Origin of the sequence: Campylobacter suis, assembly GCF_905120475.1 — a bacterium.
Taxonomy (GTDB): Bacteria; Campylobacterota; Campylobacteria; order Campylobacterales; family Campylobacteraceae; genus Campylobacter_A; species Campylobacter_A suis.
The window spans coordinates 298,643-316,150 of record NZ_CAJHOE010000001.1 but is presented as its reverse complement, the minus strand read 5'-3'; the positions used below and the strand labels follow the sequence as shown (position 1 = coordinate 316,150).

Here is a 17,508-nt window from a genome sequence, read left to right as displayed (position 1 = left end):
TGGTTAAATTTGCGTTCTTGAGATCTCTTTATATGCGCTTATAGCTTTGTTGCGTATTTCAAGCATAAGCTTCATGCTAGTCTCAGCTTTACCAATGGCAAGCGCAGCTTGATGGAGGTCTTTAACTTCGCCAGTAGCAAGATCAGCAATAACCTTATCGGCATTTTCTTGAACCTGATTTAGCTCCCTTAAAGAGCTATCAAGTATGCTTGCAAAATCATTTGAAGCAGAGCTCTTTTGAGCTTTTTCAATGCTACCGATCGAGCCGATAGAGCCTATTTTGCCTATTTCAGTCATTATGATTGTCCTCCGATGAGTTGTATCGCACTTTGAGCGATACTTTTTGCGCTTTGAAAGGCAGCGACATTTGCCTGATACGCCCTAGTAGCTTCAATAAGATTGCTCATCTCGATAACTGGATTAACATTTGGATACGCTACATATCCATCAGCATTTGCATCTGGATGGCTTGGATCGTATTTTAAAATAAAATCCTTATCGTTTCTTACAATTTTATCAACTACAACACCCATTACAGGAGGGAAAGCATTTTGTGGAGCGTCTGGATCATCGATAGGATTTTGATATTCAGCCAAATTTGAACGCTCTTTAAGTTCTTTATTTAAAATTTTATTAAAATCAAATGCTTTAAAAACTACATCTTGACGGCGATAAGGTCCGCCCTCAGCTGTACGCGTAGTGTTTGCATTTGCGATATTTGCACTAATTACATTCATTCTAAAACGCTGAGCGCTTAGTCCGTACCCGCTTATATCAAAGTCGCTTAAGTATGTTCTCACTATTTTTTCCTTACATCTTAGAGCTAGCTTCTATCACGCTTTTATAGATAGAACTGCTTCTTTTGTATGCATTATCAAGCGCGCTTAGTGCTGTATAATTTTTACTAAGCTCACTTGTTTCAACATCAAGATCAACGCTATTTGCGTCATTTCTAGCTGTATGCCCATCGCGGATAAATATGCTGTTTAAGTCAGCTCTTGGAAAGTCAAGTGCCGCAAAATGCGCATCATCTGTTTGGGCTAATTTAAGGGTTTTTGCTTCTGATTTTTTAAAAATTTCATCAGCCTTTTGTCTAAGGGCTGATTCAAAATTTATATCCCTTGCCTTGTAAAACGGCGTATCTATGTTTGCTATATTACCAGATATAAGCTTTTGACGCATCTCTCGTGCCGCCATTGCTTCAGCCATTAATGGTGATGCTTTCCAAGGTTGCAAAACAAACATCATAACTCCTTAAATTTTCTACTTTTTGTAAGCAAAATTTGTTCCAAAACTACTTCATCTCGTAAATTTTTTGCAAATCACTCTTCATATTTGGCATTTTAATACCACCAAGATAGTATTTTACTCCAAATGCACCACTGTCTACATCTGTTAAATTTTGATACTCTCCATTTTTTAACACAACCTTAAAAGGAAGTGCTATCTCGCGCTGATAGCCGATATCTAAGACTATCTGCTCAGCCAAGCGGTCATTTATCTTTTGGTCATTTGTGATATAGTAAAAGGCGTTGTATTTTTGCATAAAATCACTAACAACATACTCATCTGTTACATTTTCAAAATGCGTCAGCCCTATAATCATAAAATTTTCAATATTATCAAGCTGATATTGCATTATCTCGTGTGCCTCTTTTTGGCATGGAGGACAAAATGTACCAAAAATATCAAGCATAAGCACCTTACCCTCATCGCCTTTTATCACAAAGCCTTTTTCTTTGCGAATCAAAGTCACAGGCTTGCCATTTACACTTTTTAGGGCTATCTCTTCGCCCGTTTTAAATGGCTCAAATTTCACTCTGCCAACAGTTTGCTTTCCATCATCGCCACACCCCGCTATAAAAAGCAAAGCAAAAAGTGTAAGTAAAAATTTTCTCATAAATTTCCTTTGTATATAAATTTAAAAACGATCTTTCATCGCAGCCCTTGCTTCAAGATCGGCTTGTTTACGCTTTAGAGTCTCACGCTTGTCGTGTAAATTTTTGCCCTTTGCAAGTGCCACGCGAACTTTTATGATATTTTTATCATTTAGATAAAGAGAGAGGGCAACCATAGTTAAACCATCGCGAGTCACCGAACCAAAAAGTCTATCTATTTGCTTTCTGTGCATCAATAACTTACGGGGAGCTCGCTCATCTGGACGAAAACTAGCATGAGTAGTCTCAAGGTGTCCTATATGAGCATTTAACAAAAACATCTCGCCCTTTGTTATGCGAACAAAACTATCTTTTAAATTTGCCCTACCCGCACGCAAAGCCTTTACTTCGCTACCTTTTAAAACTACGCCCGCCTCAAAAGTCTCTAAAATTTCAAAGTCATGTAAAGCTTTTTTGTTTTTTGCTATATCTTTTATCATTTTACCTCTATTTTAAGAAAAACAGGCTGCTTCCGCTACCGCTTAAAAACATATCTTGATACTCTTGCATATCTTTATAAAGCGCAAAACAAGGCATATAAAGGTCGTTTAGCTCATAGTTTTTGAAATTTTTGAGTAGATCAAAACTACTTATATCAAGCATAGATCTTGCTTGCTTGACATTGATATTTTGCATAAAATTTTTTCTAAACTCAGCATAAACAGCTGGTGTAGAACAAAAAATTTCTGGCGTAAAAACGCAAATTTCAGGCACATTATCATCTATCTCATCTATCACTTCACCTATGCCACTAACATTTGCAGCACCTGCTTGACTTATAAAAAAAGGCACATCAGCCCCTATCTTTGAGCCTATTTGCATAAGTTTTTGTGTTGGAATTTTAAGATTTAAACTCTCGTTTGCAAGAAGTAAAAATGTCGCAGCATTTGAGCTTCCTCCGCCAAGTCCAGCCCCCATAGGTATGCGCTTTTTAAGCTCGATCTTATGGTTTTTAAAAAACTCATTAAGCTCGTTTTTAAATCCAGCATTTTCAAGCTCAAGCTTTGCTTTTAAGATAATGTTATCTTTTATTATAGCGTCCGCATCGATACTAAATTCATTAGATGAAACAAAATTTAACTCATCAAAAAGTGCGTCATATCTAACAAATCTTGATAAAATCTCATGATAGCCACCACGAGTTCCAATAATTTTTAAAAAAATATTAAGTTTTGCGTAACTTTTCATTTCTTAAATTTTGACGATAGCTCAGCCAAGCTCTCATTTGAAACGGCTGCAGTTGCTTGTGTATTTTTCTCTTTTATCTCTTTTGCAAGCTCGCTTCTAAGGATCATCATATTTTTTGGTGCCTCTATACCAAGCTTCACAACGCCCTTATTTATACCCACAACTATGATCTTAACATCATTTCCTAGTAATATCTCTTCATTTTCTTTTCTTGATAATATTAACATATTTCAACCTTATTTAAACAATATTTCACTTCGTCTTCAATCTCAATAATACTCATAAATTTATCGTATTTTAGCAAATATTTCCCTTTTTCTTGCTTTTTAAATTTTAAAATATCAAGCTTTTTTCCATCAAGTAACTCAGAAATTTCTCCAAAGTACTCATTTTTTTCTAAATCTAAAATTTTATCTGGTTCTAAAAATCGCTCATTTTCATAAACAAATCTACCTTCACTTATGCGTTTTAATGAAGTTAAAGTTGCATCAAAACCAAGTTTTTTGGCAAAAATTTCAGCATAAGAACGCACATATCCGCCCTCACTTAATGAAATTTTAAATGTTAAAAACGGATGACAATAATGCAAAATTTCCATCTCAAAAACATGCATAACTTGCCTTTTAAGCTCAAAATCTACACCACGCTTTGCAAGATTATAAGCACGCTCACCATTGATATTTTTAGCACTGTATATAGGTGGCACAAACGAAACTTCGCCAAGCAAACTTTTACGAACTATATCAAGCGAGCTTGGTGCAAAGGGTAAAATTTTCTGCACATTAGTAATGTTTTTATTATCAAGGCTCGCACTACTAGCTCCAAGCCACATCGTTGCCTCATAAGTTTTTGGCGACTTGTTAAGAAACTGAAAAAGCCTTGTGAAATTTCCAAAAGCCACTATAAGAGCGCCACTTGCAAACGGATCAAGAGTGCCGGAGTAGCCTGCCTTTTTTACGCCATATTTGCGCTTTAGGCGACTTAGAAATTGATTTGAGCTGAGTCCAGATGGTTTGTTTGCAACAAATATAGCGTTCATCTATCTTGCTTTGTAAAATTTCTCATACAGCTCTTTCGACAAAGCTTGACATTATCTCACGCACACTACCACCAAAATTTATCGTGAGTTTAAACTCTTTTTTTATCTTAGTAACCGCCGTAACTCTGCCGATACCAAAAATTTTATGCTTTACCAAGTCGCCTTTTTTATACTCATTACTTTGCTCTATCACAAGCGAGCCTTGAGTGATACCACTTTCGCTTAAAAAGCGACTTTTATTTAGTCTAGCTCTTGCGCCTTTGTGAAAACGAGAATTTGCAAAGCTTAAAGTAAGGTCGCGCTTTGCACGAGTTATAGCTACATAAGCAAGTCTGCGCTCCTCTTCTATGTCACTACCATCGCCGATAAGAGGGGAAAAGCCCTCCTCAAGACCTATCACAAAAAGATGCTCAAATTCAAGACCTTTGCTCGCATGAACACTCATGATACTAATCATCTCATCGCTGATGCCATCTTGCTCACTAGTTAATGTAAGCTCATTTAAAAACTCTTCCAAGTTAAAAGATGGGTTTTGTTTTACTTGATCTTTTAGCATAGCGTAAAACTCGTCAATGTTTGCCACGCGCTCTGTTCCATCAGGCAGGGCTTGATAGTACCTTTTGATGCCAAAAGAGCTCTCCATATCATCTATTAGCTCATATAAATTTTCGCTACTTTGTAGCTCTTTTAAATTTTTGGCAAATTCTATAAGTGCTGTTTTTATCTTTTTGCCAAAGGCTTCATCTCGTTCATCTATAGCTAAAATCGCATCAAAAACCGAAGTCTTAGCCTCAAATGCTATCTTTTCAAGCTTTTCCAAACTAACCTTGCCAAGCCCGCGCTTTGGGCGATTTATAATGCGTCTGATAGAAAAATCATCATGCTCGTTAGTCACAAGCCTAAGATAGGCTATGACATCCTTTATCTCGGCACGCTCGTAAAATTTCACACCACCCACCATCTTATAAGGAATTTTCTCTTTATTTAGCCCATCTTCAAGTGAGCGAGAAAGGGCATTTATACGATAAAGTATCGCTATATCAGCGGCTTTTGCACCACTTGCAAGCAACTCTTTTATCGCCTTTGCTATCTTTGCTGCCTCAAGTTGTTCATCGAGGCTTTCCATCAAAACTATCTCACTAGCATTGCCTTTGACGCTAATCAAATTTTTACCCAAACGCCCACGGTTGTGATCTATGAGCTCATTTGCTGCTTTTAAAATTTGCGAACTTGAGCGATAGTTTTGCTCTAAGCGTATAACCTTTGTATCCTTAAATTGATCTTTAAAATTTAATATATTTTCAACCCTAGCGCCACGCCAGCCATATATACTCTGATCATCGTCCCCAACAACGCAGATGTTTTCATGAGCTACGCATAGTTTGCGTAGTAGCTTGTACTGCAAGTCGTTTGTATCTTGATACTCATCAACCATAATGTAGCGGTATCGATTTGAAATCTCTTGTGCCAAATTTGCATCAGCGTCTAAAATTTTATATGCAAGTACCAGCAAATCATCAAAATCCACCAAGTTGTTTGAGATTAAGTACTCTTCATATTTTTTGTATATTAAAGCTACTTTTTGACTGTATTCACTTAAATTTACTGAAATATTGGTGCTAAAATTTAAAAAGTTAGCTGCATCTTTTGGCTCTACTAACATATTTTTTAAATTTGAAATTTCATTTGAAAGAACTGAAGTTTGGATAGGACTTTCAAAACTTTTTATAATACGCTTTTTATCGTCTGTATCTATAATAATAAAGTTGTTTTTACGACCCAAACGATCGATATAAAATTTTAAAAATAGCAACCCAAATTTATGAAATGTACAAAGTAACGGTGCGTGGGTTTTTGAGCCAAGCATTGCTAAAGCTCTATTTCTCATCTCATTTGCAGCTTTATTTGTAAAAGTAAGCGTCAAAGTGCTAGCTGGATCAATACCAACTTCTCCGATAAGATAAGCAAGGCGAGTTGTGATAGTTTTTGTCTTTCCGCTACCAGCACCAGCAAGTATCAGCATAGCACCATCTATGTGCGTTGCTGCCTCTCGCTGAGCGTCATTTAATTCATCTAGTAAATTTTTCATCTTTATCTTTTTATATAAATTTATATATAGATTTTATCTAAAAATAGTTTAAAAATGCGTAAATCAGGAAATGGGGTAGAAATTTTAAATTTTTGAGTTATTTAGAAGTAGAGAAAGTCGCCATTTAGGCGACTTAAAATGGATATATTATTTTCTTAGCTCGCGAATTTTAGCAGCTTTACCGCGTAAGTTGCGTAGGTAAAATAATTTAGCACGGCGAACACGGCCTTTTCTAAGAACAACGATCTCTTCAATGCTTTCACTATAAATAGGGAAAATTCTTTCTACTCCAACGCTATTTGCGCCGATTTTTCTTATAATGAAAGTCTCGCCAACACCAGTTCCGCGTCTAGCTATGCAAACACCCTCAAAGTTTTGAACTCTAGTTTTATCACCCTCTTTAATGCGAATAGCTACACGCAATGTGTCACCCGCACGAAATTCAGGAACTGTCTTTTGTGCTATTTGAGCATTCTCAAATGCTTCAATGTATTTATTTCTCATAGTTTTTCCTTAAATTATGTCAAGTTTTTGTATAAATCAGGTCGGAAGAACATTGTTTTACAGTGTGCCATCCTATTTTTTAAAGACTGGATTTTACCATGATTTCCCTTTAAAAAGTCTGAAACCAAAAAATTACCCTCAAAAGAGTCTGGTTTTGTAAAAGATGGAGCCTCAAGCATACCAAGCTCAAAGCTCTCAACATCCAAGCTATCACTATTTCCAAGTACCCCATCTATATTTCTTGCTATCGCATCACTTAGACAAAGGGCTCCAAGCTCGCCACCCGTTAAGATAAAATCACCAATGCAAAAAAGCTCATCAGCCCACTTTTCTATCACACGCTCATCTATGCCCTCATACCTCCCGCAAACAAAGCAGATGTGCTGTTTTTTTGAAAGCCTTCTGGCATCATTTTGCGTAAATTTTTTACCAACAGGAGTTAAAAAAACTATATGAACACTGCTATCATTTTGCTTTAAATTTACAAGCGTATCATTTAGGGGTTGAGGCATCATTAAAAGCCCAGCACCACCCCCAACCATGTACTCATCAACTTTTAGATGTTTATTGGTAGTAAAATCTCTTGGATTTATAAAATTTGCCGATATTTTTTTGTTATTTACTGCTTTTTTAAGTATAGAAGCATTAAAATATGAAGAGATAAGCTCTGGAAAAAGGGTAATAAAACTAAATTTCATGAACTTTCAAGCAGAGCTTTTGCGTTTATAGCTAAAATTTCTTTAGTTTGCAAATCAATACTTTTAACAAAATTATCAATATATGGTAAGTAAAAACTTTTTGCAAAGCCATTTTGAGTAAGTTTTTCGTCTGTTTCAACAAGCAGCAAGCTATCTTTTGCTACTTGTTCTATATCATCTACAACACCTAAAATTTCGTTATTTTCCACTACTTTTAAGCCAATAATATCAAAGTAAAAGTATTCGTCTTTTTTAAGTTTACAAGCTTTGCGTGTCTGCTCTATGGTTGTATAAAGTATTCGGTTTGTAAGCTCTTTTGCTTTTTCAATACTCTCAAAATCCTCAAACAGTACTTCTGAGCGTATCTTATCATAGTGCTTTATTACAAGTTCGGTGTTATTTTTATCAAAAAATTTTGCACCTTTTTTAAACTGCTCAGGAAAGTCGCTACGATTGTGAAGTTTGACATAGCCTTTTAGTCCAACGCTTTTGCCAAGCTGAGCGACCTCTAAAATATCACTCTTCAATTGCTTTTACCGTTACTCGGTAACTTGTTGCATCTTTTGCTTTAAAGCCGATTATTACAGTTTTTATGGCATTTATCATTTTGCCATCTTTGCCGATAAGTTTTCCAGTATCAACCTTATCAGCATAGACAATTATCTCAGCAAAATTTTCACCAAGCTCCACACGCTCAACTTTTATCTTATCTGGAAAATCAGCTATAAGCTTAGCGTATTCGTATAAAAAATTTTCAACCATAAAGATTATTTACTTGTTATTTTTGCAACTCTGTCGCTTAGTTTTGCACCTACACCCTTCCAGTATGCAAGTCTTTCAGCATCAAATTTTACGACCTCTGGTTCAACCATTGGGTTATAATAACCAATGCTCTCTATCCAGCCGCTATCGCGTCTTTTTCTGCTATCTGTTACAACTATACGATAAAATGGTCTTTTTTTGCGTCCCATTCTTGTTAGTCTTACTACGGTTGCCATTATATTTCTCCTTAAAATTTTTTAATAATGCTTAAATTTAGGCACAAAATGCATAAATTTAAACCTTATCTAGGCCTATTCATATTTGCTTGACTTAGCATATTTGCAAGCCCTTTAGCCCCACCCTTGCCAGAAAATTTCTTAGCAAGCTTTGAAGCATTTTCAAACTGCTTTAAAAAGCGATTAACTTCCATTTGGCTAAGCCCAGCACCAGCTGCCAGACGGCGCTTACGAGAGTTGTTTAATAAGTCAGGATTTTCACGCTCTTTTTGTGTCATTGAGTTTATAAGAGCTTTAATGTGTAAAATTTCCTTTGAGTTATCAAGGTCGATGTCTTTTATCTGGTTTGCCACATTTGACATCCCTGGTATCATACCGATGAGTGATTTCATCGAGCCAAGCTTTTTTACACTCTCCATTTGCTCCAAAAAGTCATTAAAATTAAACTGTCCTTTTTTTATCTTTTGATTTAGTCTTTTTGCCTCTTTTTCATCGATAATAGAGCTTGTTTTTTCAACCAAAGTTGCAAGGTCACCCTCGCCCATTATGCGGCTTACAATACGATCAGGTATAAACGCTTCTAAATCAGCAACTTTTTCGCCATTACCAACAAACCTTAGTGGAATTCCTAGCTGTTTTGCTATGCTTATGGCAACCCCACCCTTGCTGTCTGAGTCAAATTTAGAAAGGATAATACCGCTTATCTTAAGTGCTTCGTTAAATGCTGCGGCACTTCGCACACCATCTTGTCCGCTCATCGCATCAGCTACATAAAAAATTTCATGCGGATTAAGCTCAGATTTCACATCTTTTAGCTCATTCATTAAAGTTTCATCTATTGCAAGGCGTCCTGCAGTATCTACCAAAAGCACATCATAAAGTCCGTCTTTTGCCTTTTTTAGGGCAAGTTTTGCAACATTTAAAGGATTTTTTTCATTTTCTATAAAAAACAGATCTATATCATTTGCTTCACAAAGCTGTCTAAGCTGTTCAACTGCCGCCAAACGCTGCAAGTCACACGCCACAACAAGGACTTTTTTCTTTTTTAGCTTAAGATAATTTGCAAGTTTTATAGTAGTAGTGGTCTTTCCAGAACCCTGCAAACCAGCCATAAGCACGACTGTTGGCGCAACTGGTGCATAGACAAAGCCTTGATTGCCTGGTGCGGTTAAAATTTCAGTTAAATTTGCCTTTATAGCGTCTAAAAACTGCTTTTGCCCTACTCCGCTTTGTTTTAAATCAGACTCGATTTTTTCAAGTAACTCTTTGGTAACTTTATGGTGAACATCAGCTTTTAAAAGTGCTTTTTTTAGCACATCAAGAGCATTTTTAAGCGCTTTTTCATCATCAACAAAACGGATCTTGCTAATGGCTAATCTAAAAGACTCGCTAATTTGTTCAAACACAATTTTACCTTTCTTAAAATTTACTATAAAGCGCGTATTTTACTAAATTTTTTCTTTATTGCTCTTTAAATCTCAAATTTTCTTGAAATTTCAAAACCAAATTCACTAAACTCACTAGGTAAATCAGCACGAAACTTATACCCCAAAAATTCCACCAAATAGCTATGCAAATACATTCTATTTGCTCGATTTTTACCATACTTTTCATCCCCTACGATGGGATGATTTAAGGATGATAGATGGACGCGAATTTGATGAGTTCTACCAGTATCTATGGCTATTTTTACAAGCGATTTTTTACCAACAACCATAAGTGGAGCAACATGACTTATCGCCTCTTTGCCATCTTTTGAAATCTTAGAGTGAGCACCACCCTTTGTTTTTATAGTTAAAATGGGCTCATTTATCGTCATATCCTCGCTTACAATGCCTTTAACTATCGCCAAATAAACCTTTTTAACGCGCATTTTTTTAAATTCTTCTATCGCATTTTTTTGAAATTCATCATTTTTTACCAACATCAAAACACCGCTTGTCTCCTTATCAAGTCTGTGCAAGAGTGGAAATTTATACATTTGGCTTATTTTTTCGCTAGTTATAAAAGCTGGCTTATTAATCACTAAAAGATTTTCATCTTCAAATATAACATTTGGCTTTGGCTGTTTTTGCACTGAAAATTTAGTCGTATCACTCATCAAGCCACGCGCTATCAGTACTTTTTGACCTTTAGCAAAAACAAGTCCGTCGTCTATTAGCGCCTTTGCTTCGTTGTTTGAAATGTTTTCTTGAAGTGCAAGTAGTTTATATGCTTTTTCCTGTGCCACAGCCTCTCCTTATCTCATCGATTATTATATTTGCATCGCCTTTTTGGGCTATTTGACAAATTTCCAACTCACTTTGTAGCAAGCTGTTAACTTCGCTTACATCTACATTATAAACGCCTTTTAAAAGCGTAAATAAACTTTTTTGGTTAAATATATGTTTTCCGCTAATTATAGCATTTTTAAACTGTGCTGCTTCAATCGGATTATGACCTCCAACATTTGGCACAAAACTACCACCAAGAACTACAACATCGCTAATGGCATAGAAATTTACAAGTTCACCAAGCGTATCAAGCAAGATAACATCAGCTTCTAAACTCTTGCTTTGACTAAAACTTGCAAAACTCTTTTTGTGTTTTTGCGCCCAAGCTTTTACAAGCTCTTTAACCATCGCAAAACGCTCTGGATGGCGTGGTGCGACTATAAATTTGTCATTTTGTGATGGCAAAATGCTATCAAGTAAAATTTTCTCCTCACCCTCGTGTGTGCTAGCTAGGACTATCACTCGCTCTTTTGGCTTGGTAAATTTTTTGCTTGGCTGAGGCAAAAATGCTGATTTTATATTACCATTTACGATAATGTTTTTAGCCCCTAGTGCACTTAAGCGCTCTTTATCAATCTGGCTTTGTGCATATATTACATCAATGAAGCTAAAAATTTTTCTATAAAAAAATGCAAATTTTAAATATCTTTTATAGCTTCTATCTGAGATTCTAGCATTTACTAGTAAAACTTTTGCCCCTTTTGCCTTTGCTATGGCAACCAACATAAGCCAAAGTTCAGCCTCAAAAACTACCAAAACCTTTGATGGTTTTAGCCAAAATGGTAAGAAAATTTCAAATGGCAAAAAGCGAGTATTGGCAGAAATTTTACTTGCTGCCTCAAAGCCAGTGTTTGTAACAACACTAATAGCCTTATCTTCAAACATTTGCATAATGGGCTTTAGGGCTTGAATTTCACCAAAACTACATGCATGAAAATGAATCTGAGCCTCTTTAAAGCTTGGATTTTTAAAAAGAAAAAATCTTGCAGGGATAGAGTGTTTGTATTTGCTTTTAAAACTAAAAATAAGTAAAAAAATAGCCCCAAAGATCCAAACTATCAGGGCTAAAATGTAGTAAATCGCAACCACGAGGGCAGAGTCTTAAGCGTTTTCTTTATATAAAATTCTACCACAATGCGGACATGTAACGATATCATCGCCATGCACAACAGCCGCAAAAGTTTTATCATTTATCTGCATAAAGCAACCATAACAAGCTTGTTTTTTAACAGGAATAACGGCTGTGTTGCGTGCCCATTTACGAATTTTTTCATAAAATGTAAGAATTTTTTGGTTCATTTCACCAACAAGCTTTGTTTTTTTACTATAAACCTCTTCACGCTCTTTTTCTATCGCTTCAAGCTCGCTTGAAATTTCACTTTGAATCTGTGCTTGTTTTTCGCTAAGTTCAGCTTGTTTTTCGCTAAGTTCGGTTTTGCTAGCTACTTTATTTTCGATAATTTTTTCAAGTCTTGATATCTCTTCGTTTGCTGCTTCAAGTTGCTCTCTTGCTATCTCTTCTTCCAAATTTAAAGCTTTAACTTCTTTCTCGCTCTTTGCTGATCCACTTTTTTTAGCAACATCTTTTATCTTTACTGAAAACTCGGCAATGTGCGCATCTGTTAATGACTTTTGGTTTTTCATCTCTTTTATGTCTGTATCAAGTTGCTCAATCTTTGTGTTAATCTCATCAAGCTCATCTTGAACGGCTTTAAAAGATTTTTGAACGCTCTCAATGCGTGGAGTAAATGCGTCGATCTCTTTATCAAATTTTGACAACTCGACGACTTGTTGTAGATATTTATTCATAAATTTTCCTTAATAATGCGTGAATGGATTTTTAAAATCGCTTATTATAACTTCTATTTTGAAATTTTGCAAATATTTTTTCAAAGATGCCCCAAAATACGCCTCACTCTCAAAGTGTCCGATATCTATTAAATTTAGCAAATTTTCTTTGGCTTCAAGTGCTTGGTGGTATTTTAAATCGCCAGTTAAAAACGCATCAGCCTTTACAAAAGGTATGAGATCAACCCCACTTCCAGTGCAAACTGCTATGCGTTTTACTCGCTCTTTTGCTCTTACGCAACGTAAATTTTCTAAGCCCATTTTTACTTTTGCAAACTTTACTAACTCATCAAAGCTCATATCAACTTCAGCATAAGCTAAAAACTCATCCTTTTGTGAGATTTTAAGCCCTAAAACTTCACTCACAAAATACTCATTTAACACGGCTTTATCATAGTTTGTGTGAGCGGCGATTAAGCTTATGTTTTTTTTAATCATTAAATTTATAAGATTGCTTGGATAGCGAGTAAAATCAAGCGACTTAAGCCCCTTAAAAATCAGCGGATGATGTGCGATGATAAGAGAATTTGGCAAGGCATTTTGCACCAAATTAGTATCAATATCAAGACTTAGGTATATACGCTGCACCTCATCATAAAATGAGCCCACCAAAAGCCCGCTATTATCCCAGCTCTCTTGCGTATCAAATGGACTTAATTTATCTAAAAAATCATAAATTTCAGCTATCTTCATTTAAACTTTCTTTATATGTTACAGCGCACTCTTTTGCAAGTTCGCGAATTTTTAAGATGTAATCTTGCCTTTGAGTTACCGAAATAGCACCGCGAGCATCAAGGACATTAAAAGTATGAGCCGCAAGCATACAATAATCATAAGCAGGCAGTGAAATTTTAGCTTCCAAACATCTTTTACACTCTTTAAAGGCATTTTCAAACTGATTAAAAAGCATACTTACATCAGCTATCTCAAAGTTATATTTACTCCACTCATATTCGCCTTGTTTATGCACATCGCCGTATGTTATAATACCGTTTTTATCGTCCCAAACTATGTCATAGACATTATCTTTGTTTTGTATATACATCGCAAGTCGCTCAAGTCCGTAGGTTATCTCGCCACTTATTAGCTCACACGCTATACCGCCAACTTGCTGAAAATAGGTAAATTGCGTTACTTCCATACCATCAAGCCAAACTTCCCAGCCAAGCCCCCACGCACCAAGCGTAGGACTCTCCCAGTTGTCCTCAACAAAGCGAATATCGTGTTTTTTAAGATCAAGACCTAGACGCTCTAAGCTTTTTAGATAAAGCTCTTGGATATTTTCTGGGCTTGGTTTTATAAGAACCTGAAACTGATAGTAAGCTCCTAAACGGTTTGGATTTTCGCCGTATCTACCGTCAGTTGGACGACGAGATGGTGCTACATAAGCCGTAGCCCACGGCTTTTTGCCAAGACTTCTTAAAAATGTCGCTTGATGATATGTTCCCGCACCTGCTGGCATATCGTAAGGCTGAACTATCACGCAACCTTGCTCTCGCCAGTAATTTTGTAGGGTTAAAATAATTTCTGAAAATGTCATATCTCTTCCTTGTTTATACTATTTTTTATATTATCATATCTAAAATTTATCGATAAAATTTGACACGCCCATCTTTAGAGTATTTTCTAAGCTTTTGCTTAAAATCAAACTTTTTTCGGATAGTTCACTAAAATTTACTATGAATCCGATAGCCTTTTTATCTTCAAAAATTTCTTGAAAAGATAAAACTTCAAGTCCTTCAAACTGCGTTATCATTGGTATTCTAGTAAGCTCTAAGTCTAGCGTTATAGGGTCATCACTTTGAGAAAATTTTATACTATTTGTATCTTTTGGACTGCATACAAAAAACCACTTTCCCCCAACTTGTAAAAAGATCTGAACTATCTCATCACCAACCACGCAAGCAAACGAGCTTTCTAGTGTTTTGCCAGTCAAATCATGCATTAAAATTTTCAACCGCCTTGTTCCACATTAATTTATACTTTCGCTTTAAAAACTCAACCTCTTCTTGCGAGTGCTTAAGTTGTGCCGTTAGCGTATCTATGGTCTTTCTGTCTTCATCATAAAGCTCTTGCATCGAATAAAGTGCCTCTTTTAAAAATTTATTCTCATTTCTTAGCACATCAAGCGTCTCGTCTTTTGCATCAAGAACTTTTTCGTGTAAATTTAGTATCGTGCCAATAGTCTTTTCAACAAAGCTTTCGCCAACAACAGCATTCATATTAACGCTCAGATCACTGCTAGTTGTGGGCACAACACTCATCGTACCCTGGCTAGCTTCGATTAAAATTTCACCATCTTCTTCGATTTTTGTATTAAGCACGCCACGCTCTATCATACCCTCTATAACTTCACGCTCTAAATGCACTAGCTTGCAAAACTCATCTATCTTTAAAAAAGTCTGCATCTTACCCCCTTAAAGTATCACTTCTACCTTTGCCGAATCAGCCTTTAAAGCCTCTTGTTTATCTTTTCTATCATCTTTTAATTTTGTTGCAAGCTCACTATCTTGCAGGGCTAAAATTTGCATAGCAAGATAGGCTGAATTTAAAGCTCCAGCCTTACCGATAGCAACTGTTGCCACAGGCATACCACTTGGCATCTGAACAGTTGAGTAAAGCGCATCTATACCGTTGAGTGCTGAGCCTCCCATAGGAATTCCAATGACTGGCTTTGTTGTATTTGCAGCTATAGCTCCAGCAAGATGAGCAGCCATACCAGCCGCAGCTATAAATACCTGCGCACCCTTTGCTTCGGCAGCCTTAACATACTCATGCGTTCTTTCTGGGCTTCGGTGAGCAGAACTTATGATAAGCTCATATTTTACACCAAATTTTTCAAGTAACTTTGCAGCCTCATTTACAACCTCATAATCACTCTTGCTACCCATTATAATCGATACAAATTTCATTAAATTTCCTTTCTTAAAAAGCTAAATTTACAAAGTTTTGCCACGGATCTAAACTCATTTTCATTTCCGCTATGAATTTCGTCTAAAATTTTACCTTTTTTTGTCTCAATTTTACTAAATTTAAGCCAAATTTTACCATTTTCATTAAAAACTTCGCCGATCTCATTTTTACTATTTTGTATACTAAACCCAAGCGGAGCAACGACCTCATAGATCTCGTTTGGTATTATTTTAAATTTACACTTAAACCATTCGCCATCTTCACTTATCGCATGGACTTGATGAGTGCCCTCTTCTAGGCTACTTGTGTGATTTTGTGTATCGGTTCGCTCAAAAGGTCTAGAGACTAAATAGCCATCGGTAAAACCACGATTTTTCAGAGTATTTAGCTCGGCGGTATAAATTTTAGCATCAAATTTGCCACTCATTGCATCATCAACCGCCATCTTATATGCCCTAGTGGCACAAGCTGCGTAGTACTCGCTCTTTGTTCGCCCCTCTATTTTTAAGCTATCAACCACCCCTGATTTAATAATCTCATCAATATGGGCAGATAAATTTAAATCCTTTGAGTTCATTATGTGCGTGCCACCTTCTGGGTCTTCTTCTAGACGAAAGAGAGTGTTGCTTTCGGGGTTTTTGGCATAAAGTTCATACTTAAAACGGCAATCATTCGCGCAACTTCCACGGTTTGACTGGCGACCAGTTTGCACAGCAGAGACCAAACAGCGACCAGAATAAGCAAAGCACATAGATCCGTGAACAAAAATTTCTATATCAAGGGTCGGCACTAACTCTTTTATCTTTATCACATCTTTTAAGCTCATTTCACGAGCCACAACGATGCGTTTTGCCCCCATCTCATGATAAAGCTTAGCATCAAGATAGTTCATGACATTTGCCTGAGTAGAAAGGTGTATCTCAATCTCAGGTGCTATCTCTTTTGCTAGGCTCATAACACCCGGAGTAGCGATGATAAAAGCGTCTGGTTTAAATTTGCTAATAGTTTGAATATGGCGCTTTAACGGCTCGATCTGCCCATTAAAAGGAAAAGCATTAATAGTAGCGTAAAATTTCTTACCTTTTTCATGTGTATATGCGATAGCTTCCTCAAAACTAGAAAGGTCAAACTCGCGAGCTGAGCGTGTGCGAAGTGAAAAGCTAGCCACACTTGCATACACTGCATCAGCACCATACTCTAAGGCGATGCGTAGCTTTTGCGGATCGCCTGCTGGAGATAAAATTTCAGGTCTAAGCACTATTTTTTGCCCAAACTTTCTATAAGAGCCTCGATATCGTCGTTACTTACAAGATTTTCAGTCGATGTGTCACCAGCGATGTGTACTGCTGAGCTAACACGCTTTTCATCATCTATCTTACCCTCAAAAAGACTACTCATATACTTGCTAAGAGCGCGCATTACATTTATAACACGCTCTATTTTTTGACGATGTATATCTTGATACTGCATCATATCCATAGCCATCATAATCTCATCTTGACCCATTTGCAAATCGCCGATGGTATTTTCCATACTTTTCTTCATCTTTTTGTTACGCTCAAGAGATTCAGTAAATGCCTCGATAGCTGGGAATTTTTCACTTAAAGTGGTAAAAATTTCAATATTTTTATCAATATCTTTTTTTGCTGCGTTGCAAGCACTTTCACTGTCCATAAAAAAGTTATTTATGGTATCAAGCTTATCAAGTAGCTCAGTTGCCTTTTTCTCACTATCTCTAGTGACATCATCAAGTTGATTAACCATCTTATGATCATCTGTTGGAGGAGGAGGTGGCCATGCAGTTTCGGGGCTTACTCTATAGTTTTTAGCCAGATCTTCATCTATTTTTGTAGCAGCAACTGGTTTTGCTGGCGCTTCTTCAGCAGGAATTTCCTCTTCGCTAGATACCTGCTCTAACTCGCTTGGTGTATCATCAACAATATCATCAAGATCACCAGCCATCAAGGCATCAAGTTCCTCTTGGGTCATAAAAGCTCCTAATTTAAAATTACTGCGATTAT

25 protein-coding genes are annotated in these 17,508 nt (G+C 36.4%); all 25 read right to left on the bottom strand.

Annotation, left to right across the window (positions count from 1 at the left end; genetic code table 11):
- Positions 1-3 precede the first annotated feature (3 nt).
- The 25 genes from fliE to LQV35_RS01560 all read right to left on the bottom strand — a co-directional run bounded on the left by fliE (position 4) and on the right by LQV35_RS01560 (position 17,476).
- On the bottom strand, positions 4-297 hold the full coding sequence (gene fliE, locus LQV35_RS01680) for a flagellar hook-basal body complex protein FliE (RefSeq protein WP_230056137.1): 294 nt from the start codon (positions 295-297) through the stop codon (positions 4-6).
- Positions 297-800 (bottom strand): flagellar basal body rod protein FlgC, encoded by a 504-nt coding sequence (gene flgC / locus LQV35_RS01675; protein ID WP_268250078.1) that lies wholly within the window; start codon positions 798-800, stop codon positions 297-299. The genes fliE and flgC overlap by 1 nt, the downstream gene beginning before the upstream one ends.
- Positions 801-810: 10 nt before the next feature.
- Entirely contained in the window at positions 811-1,245 is a 435-nt protein-coding gene (gene flgB / locus LQV35_RS01670) for a flagellar basal body rod protein FlgB (RefSeq protein WP_230056136.1), read from the bottom strand.
- A gap of 49 nt (positions 1,246-1,294) precedes the next feature.
- Positions 1,295-1,900, bottom strand: coding sequence for a thioredoxin domain-containing protein (locus LQV35_RS01665; RefSeq protein WP_230056135.1), 606 nt, complete (start codon positions 1,898-1,900; stop codon positions 1,295-1,297).
- 21 nt (positions 1,901-1,921) lie between these two features.
- A complete protein-coding gene (gene smpB, locus LQV35_RS01660; protein ID WP_230056134.1) occupies positions 1,922-2,377 on the bottom strand; it encodes an SsrA-binding protein SmpB in 456 nt (151 codons plus the stop codon).
- Positions 2,378-2,384: 7 nt separating this feature from the next.
- Positions 2,385-3,125 carry a 4-(cytidine 5'-diphospho)-2-C-methyl-D-erythritol kinase gene (locus LQV35_RS01655; RefSeq protein WP_230056133.1) on the bottom strand — a complete coding sequence of 247 codons (741 nt, stop codon included), beginning with the start codon at positions 3,123-3,125 and terminating at the stop codon, positions 2,385-2,387.
- Positions 3,122-3,352 carry a carbon storage regulator CsrA gene (gene csrA / locus LQV35_RS01650; RefSeq protein WP_230056132.1) on the bottom strand — a complete coding sequence of 77 codons (231 nt, stop codon included), beginning with the start codon at positions 3,350-3,352 and terminating at the stop codon, positions 3,122-3,124. Before csrA ends, LQV35_RS01655 begins: the two co-directional genes overlap by 4 nt.
- On the bottom strand, positions 3,346-4,164 hold the full coding sequence (truB, locus tag LQV35_RS01645) for a tRNA pseudouridine(55) synthase TruB (protein ID WP_230056131.1): 819 nt from the start codon (positions 4,162-4,164) through the stop codon (positions 3,346-3,348). Before truB ends, csrA begins: the two co-directional genes overlap by 7 nt.
- Before the next feature lie 22 nt (positions 4,165-4,186).
- On the bottom strand, positions 4,187-6,253 hold the full coding sequence (locus LQV35_RS01640; protein WP_230056130.1) for an ATP-dependent helicase: 2,067 nt from the start codon (positions 6,251-6,253) through the stop codon (positions 4,187-4,189).
- Positions 6,254-6,400: 147 nt separating this feature from the next.
- Positions 6,401-6,757, bottom strand: a complete 357-nt coding sequence (gene rplS, locus LQV35_RS01635; protein ID WP_230056129.1) for a 50S ribosomal protein L19 — start codon at positions 6,755-6,757, stop codon at positions 6,401-6,403.
- A gap of 14 nt (positions 6,758-6,771) precedes the next feature.
- Positions 6,772-7,455, bottom strand: a complete 684-nt coding sequence (gene trmD / locus LQV35_RS01630; RefSeq protein ID WP_230056128.1) for a tRNA (guanosine(37)-N1)-methyltransferase TrmD — start codon at positions 7,453-7,455, stop codon at positions 6,772-6,774.
- On the bottom strand, positions 7,452-7,982 hold the full coding sequence (gene rimM, locus LQV35_RS01625) for a ribosome maturation factor RimM (RefSeq protein WP_230056127.1): 531 nt from the start codon (positions 7,980-7,982) through the stop codon (positions 7,452-7,454). Before rimM ends, trmD begins: the two co-directional genes overlap by 4 nt.
- Positions 7,972-8,217, bottom strand: a complete 246-nt coding sequence (locus LQV35_RS01620; protein ID WP_230056126.1) for a KH domain-containing protein — start codon at positions 8,215-8,217, stop codon at positions 7,972-7,974. Before LQV35_RS01620 ends, rimM begins: the two co-directional genes overlap by 11 nt.
- Before the next feature lie 5 nt (positions 8,218-8,222).
- Entirely contained in the window at positions 8,223-8,453 is a 231-nt protein-coding gene (gene rpsP / locus LQV35_RS01615; protein ID WP_221254858.1) for a 30S ribosomal protein S16, read from the bottom strand.
- Positions 8,454-8,518: 65 nt separating this feature from the next.
- On the bottom strand, positions 8,519-9,859 hold the full coding sequence (gene ffh, locus LQV35_RS01610; protein ID WP_230056125.1) for a signal recognition particle protein: 1,341 nt from the start codon (positions 9,857-9,859) through the stop codon (positions 8,519-8,521).
- A gap of 65 nt (positions 9,860-9,924) precedes the next feature.
- Positions 9,925-10,683 (bottom strand): RluA family pseudouridine synthase, encoded by a 759-nt coding sequence (locus LQV35_RS01605; protein WP_230056124.1) that lies wholly within the window; start codon positions 10,681-10,683, stop codon positions 9,925-9,927.
- On the bottom strand, positions 10,661-11,815 hold the full coding sequence (gene waaA, locus LQV35_RS01600; protein WP_230056123.1) for a lipid IV(A) 3-deoxy-D-manno-octulosonic acid transferase: 1,155 nt from the start codon (positions 11,813-11,815) through the stop codon (positions 10,661-10,663). The genes LQV35_RS01605 and waaA overlap by 23 nt, the downstream gene beginning before the upstream one ends.
- 12 nt (positions 11,816-11,827) lie before the next feature.
- Complete coding sequence (locus LQV35_RS01595; protein ID WP_230056122.1) at positions 11,828-12,535, bottom strand: zinc ribbon domain-containing protein; 708 nt, start codon at positions 12,533-12,535, stop codon at positions 11,828-11,830.
- Between the two features lie 9 nt (positions 12,536-12,544).
- On the bottom strand, positions 12,545-13,267 hold the full coding sequence (locus LQV35_RS01590) for a Nif3-like dinuclear metal center hexameric protein (protein ID WP_230056121.1): 723 nt from the start codon (positions 13,265-13,267) through the stop codon (positions 12,545-12,547).
- Positions 13,254-14,114 carry a glycine--tRNA ligase subunit alpha gene (gene glyQ, locus LQV35_RS01585; protein WP_230056120.1) on the bottom strand — a complete coding sequence of 287 codons (861 nt, stop codon included), beginning with the start codon at positions 14,112-14,114 and terminating at the stop codon, positions 13,254-13,256. The genes LQV35_RS01590 and glyQ overlap by 14 nt, the downstream gene beginning before the upstream one ends.
- Before the next feature lie 39 nt (positions 14,115-14,153).
- The gene (locus LQV35_RS01580) at positions 14,154-14,519 is read right to left on the bottom strand and encodes a hypothetical protein (protein WP_230056119.1); all 366 of its coding nucleotides are present in this window, start codon (positions 14,517-14,519) and stop codon (positions 14,154-14,156) included.
- The gene (locus LQV35_RS01575) at positions 14,512-14,982 is read right to left on the bottom strand and encodes a DUF3972 domain-containing protein (protein ID WP_230056118.1); all 471 of its coding nucleotides are present in this window, start codon (positions 14,980-14,982) and stop codon (positions 14,512-14,514) included. Before LQV35_RS01575 ends, LQV35_RS01580 begins: the two co-directional genes overlap by 8 nt.
- Positions 14,983-14,991: 9 nt before the next feature.
- Entirely contained in the window at positions 14,992-15,486 is a 495-nt protein-coding gene (gene purE / locus LQV35_RS01570) for a 5-(carboxyamino)imidazole ribonucleotide mutase (RefSeq protein WP_230056117.1), read from the bottom strand.
- Positions 15,486-16,745 (bottom strand): peptidase U32 family protein, encoded by a 1,260-nt coding sequence (locus tag LQV35_RS01565; RefSeq protein ID WP_230056116.1) that lies wholly within the window; start codon positions 16,743-16,745, stop codon positions 15,486-15,488. Before LQV35_RS01565 ends, purE begins: the two co-directional genes overlap by 1 nt.
- Positions 16,745-17,476 carry a chemotaxis protein gene (locus LQV35_RS01560; protein WP_230056115.1) on the bottom strand — a complete coding sequence of 244 codons (732 nt, stop codon included), beginning with the start codon at positions 17,474-17,476 and terminating at the stop codon, positions 16,745-16,747. Before LQV35_RS01560 ends, LQV35_RS01565 begins: the two co-directional genes overlap by 1 nt.
- Positions 17,477-17,508 lie beyond the last annotated feature (32 nt).

What these genes read in the sequence shown, in the direction of transcription:
- fliE (WP_230056137.1), bottom strand. Translation starts at nt 297, where the DNA reads ATGACTGAAATAGGCAAAATAGGCTCTATCGGCTCGATCGGTAGCATT.
- flgB (WP_230056136.1), bottom strand. Translation starts at nt 1,245, where the DNA reads ATGTTTGTTTTGCAACCTTGGAAAGCATCACCATTAATGGCTGAAGCA.
- LQV35_RS01665 (WP_230056135.1), bottom strand. Translation starts at nt 1,900, where the DNA reads ATGAGAAAATTTTTACTTACACTTTTTGCTTTGCTTTTTATAGCGGGG.
- smpB (WP_230056134.1), bottom strand. Translation starts at nt 2,377, where the DNA reads ATGATAAAAGATATAGCAAAAAACAAAAAAGCTTTACATGACTTTGAA.
- LQV35_RS01655 (WP_230056133.1), bottom strand. Translation starts at nt 3,125, where the DNA reads ATGAAAAGTTACGCAAAACTTAATATTTTTTTAAAAATTATTGGAACT.
- csrA (WP_230056132.1), bottom strand. Translation starts at nt 3,352, where the DNA reads ATGTTAATATTATCAAGAAAAGAAAATGAAGAGATATTACTAGGAAAT.
- truB (WP_230056131.1), bottom strand. Translation starts at nt 4,164, where the DNA reads ATGAACGCTATATTTGTTGCAAACAAACCATCTGGACTCAGCTCAAAT.
- LQV35_RS01640 (WP_230056130.1), bottom strand. Translation starts at nt 6,253, where the DNA reads ATGAAAAATTTACTAGATGAATTAAATGACGCTCAGCGAGAGGCAGCA.
- rplS (WP_230056129.1), bottom strand. Translation starts at nt 6,757, where the DNA reads ATGAGAAATAAATACATTGAAGCATTTGAGAATGCTCAAATAGCACAA.
- trmD (WP_230056128.1), bottom strand. Translation starts at nt 7,455, where the DNA reads ATGAAATTTAGTTTTATTACCCTTTTTCCAGAGCTTATCTCTTCATAT.
- LQV35_RS01620 (WP_230056126.1), bottom strand. Translation starts at nt 8,217, where the DNA reads ATGGTTGAAAATTTTTTATACGAATACGCTAAGCTTATAGCTGATTTT.
- rpsP (WP_221254858.1), bottom strand. Translation starts at nt 8,453, where the DNA reads ATGGCAACCGTAGTAAGACTAACAAGAATGGGACGCAAAAAAAGACCA.
- LQV35_RS01595 (WP_230056122.1), bottom strand. Translation starts at nt 12,535, where the DNA reads ATGAATAAATATCTACAACAAGTCGTCGAGTTGTCAAAATTTGATAAA.
- LQV35_RS01590 (WP_230056121.1), bottom strand. Translation starts at nt 13,267, where the DNA reads ATGAAGATAGCTGAAATTTATGATTTTTTAGATAAATTAAGTCCATTT.
- glyQ (WP_230056120.1), bottom strand. Translation starts at nt 14,114, where the DNA reads ATGACATTTTCAGAAATTATTTTAACCCTACAAAATTACTGGCGAGAG.
- LQV35_RS01580 (WP_230056119.1), bottom strand. Translation starts at nt 14,519, where the DNA reads ATGCATGATTTGACTGGCAAAACACTAGAAAGCTCGTTTGCTTGCGTG.
- LQV35_RS01575 (WP_230056118.1), bottom strand. Translation starts at nt 14,982, where the DNA reads ATGCAGACTTTTTTAAAGATAGATGAGTTTTGCAAGCTAGTGCATTTA.
- purE (WP_230056117.1), bottom strand. Translation starts at nt 15,486, where the DNA reads ATGAAATTTGTATCGATTATAATGGGTAGCAAGAGTGATTATGAGGTT.
- LQV35_RS01560 (WP_230056115.1), bottom strand. Translation starts at nt 17,476, where the DNA reads ATGACCCAAGAGGAACTTGATGCCTTGATGGCTGGTGATCTTGATGAT.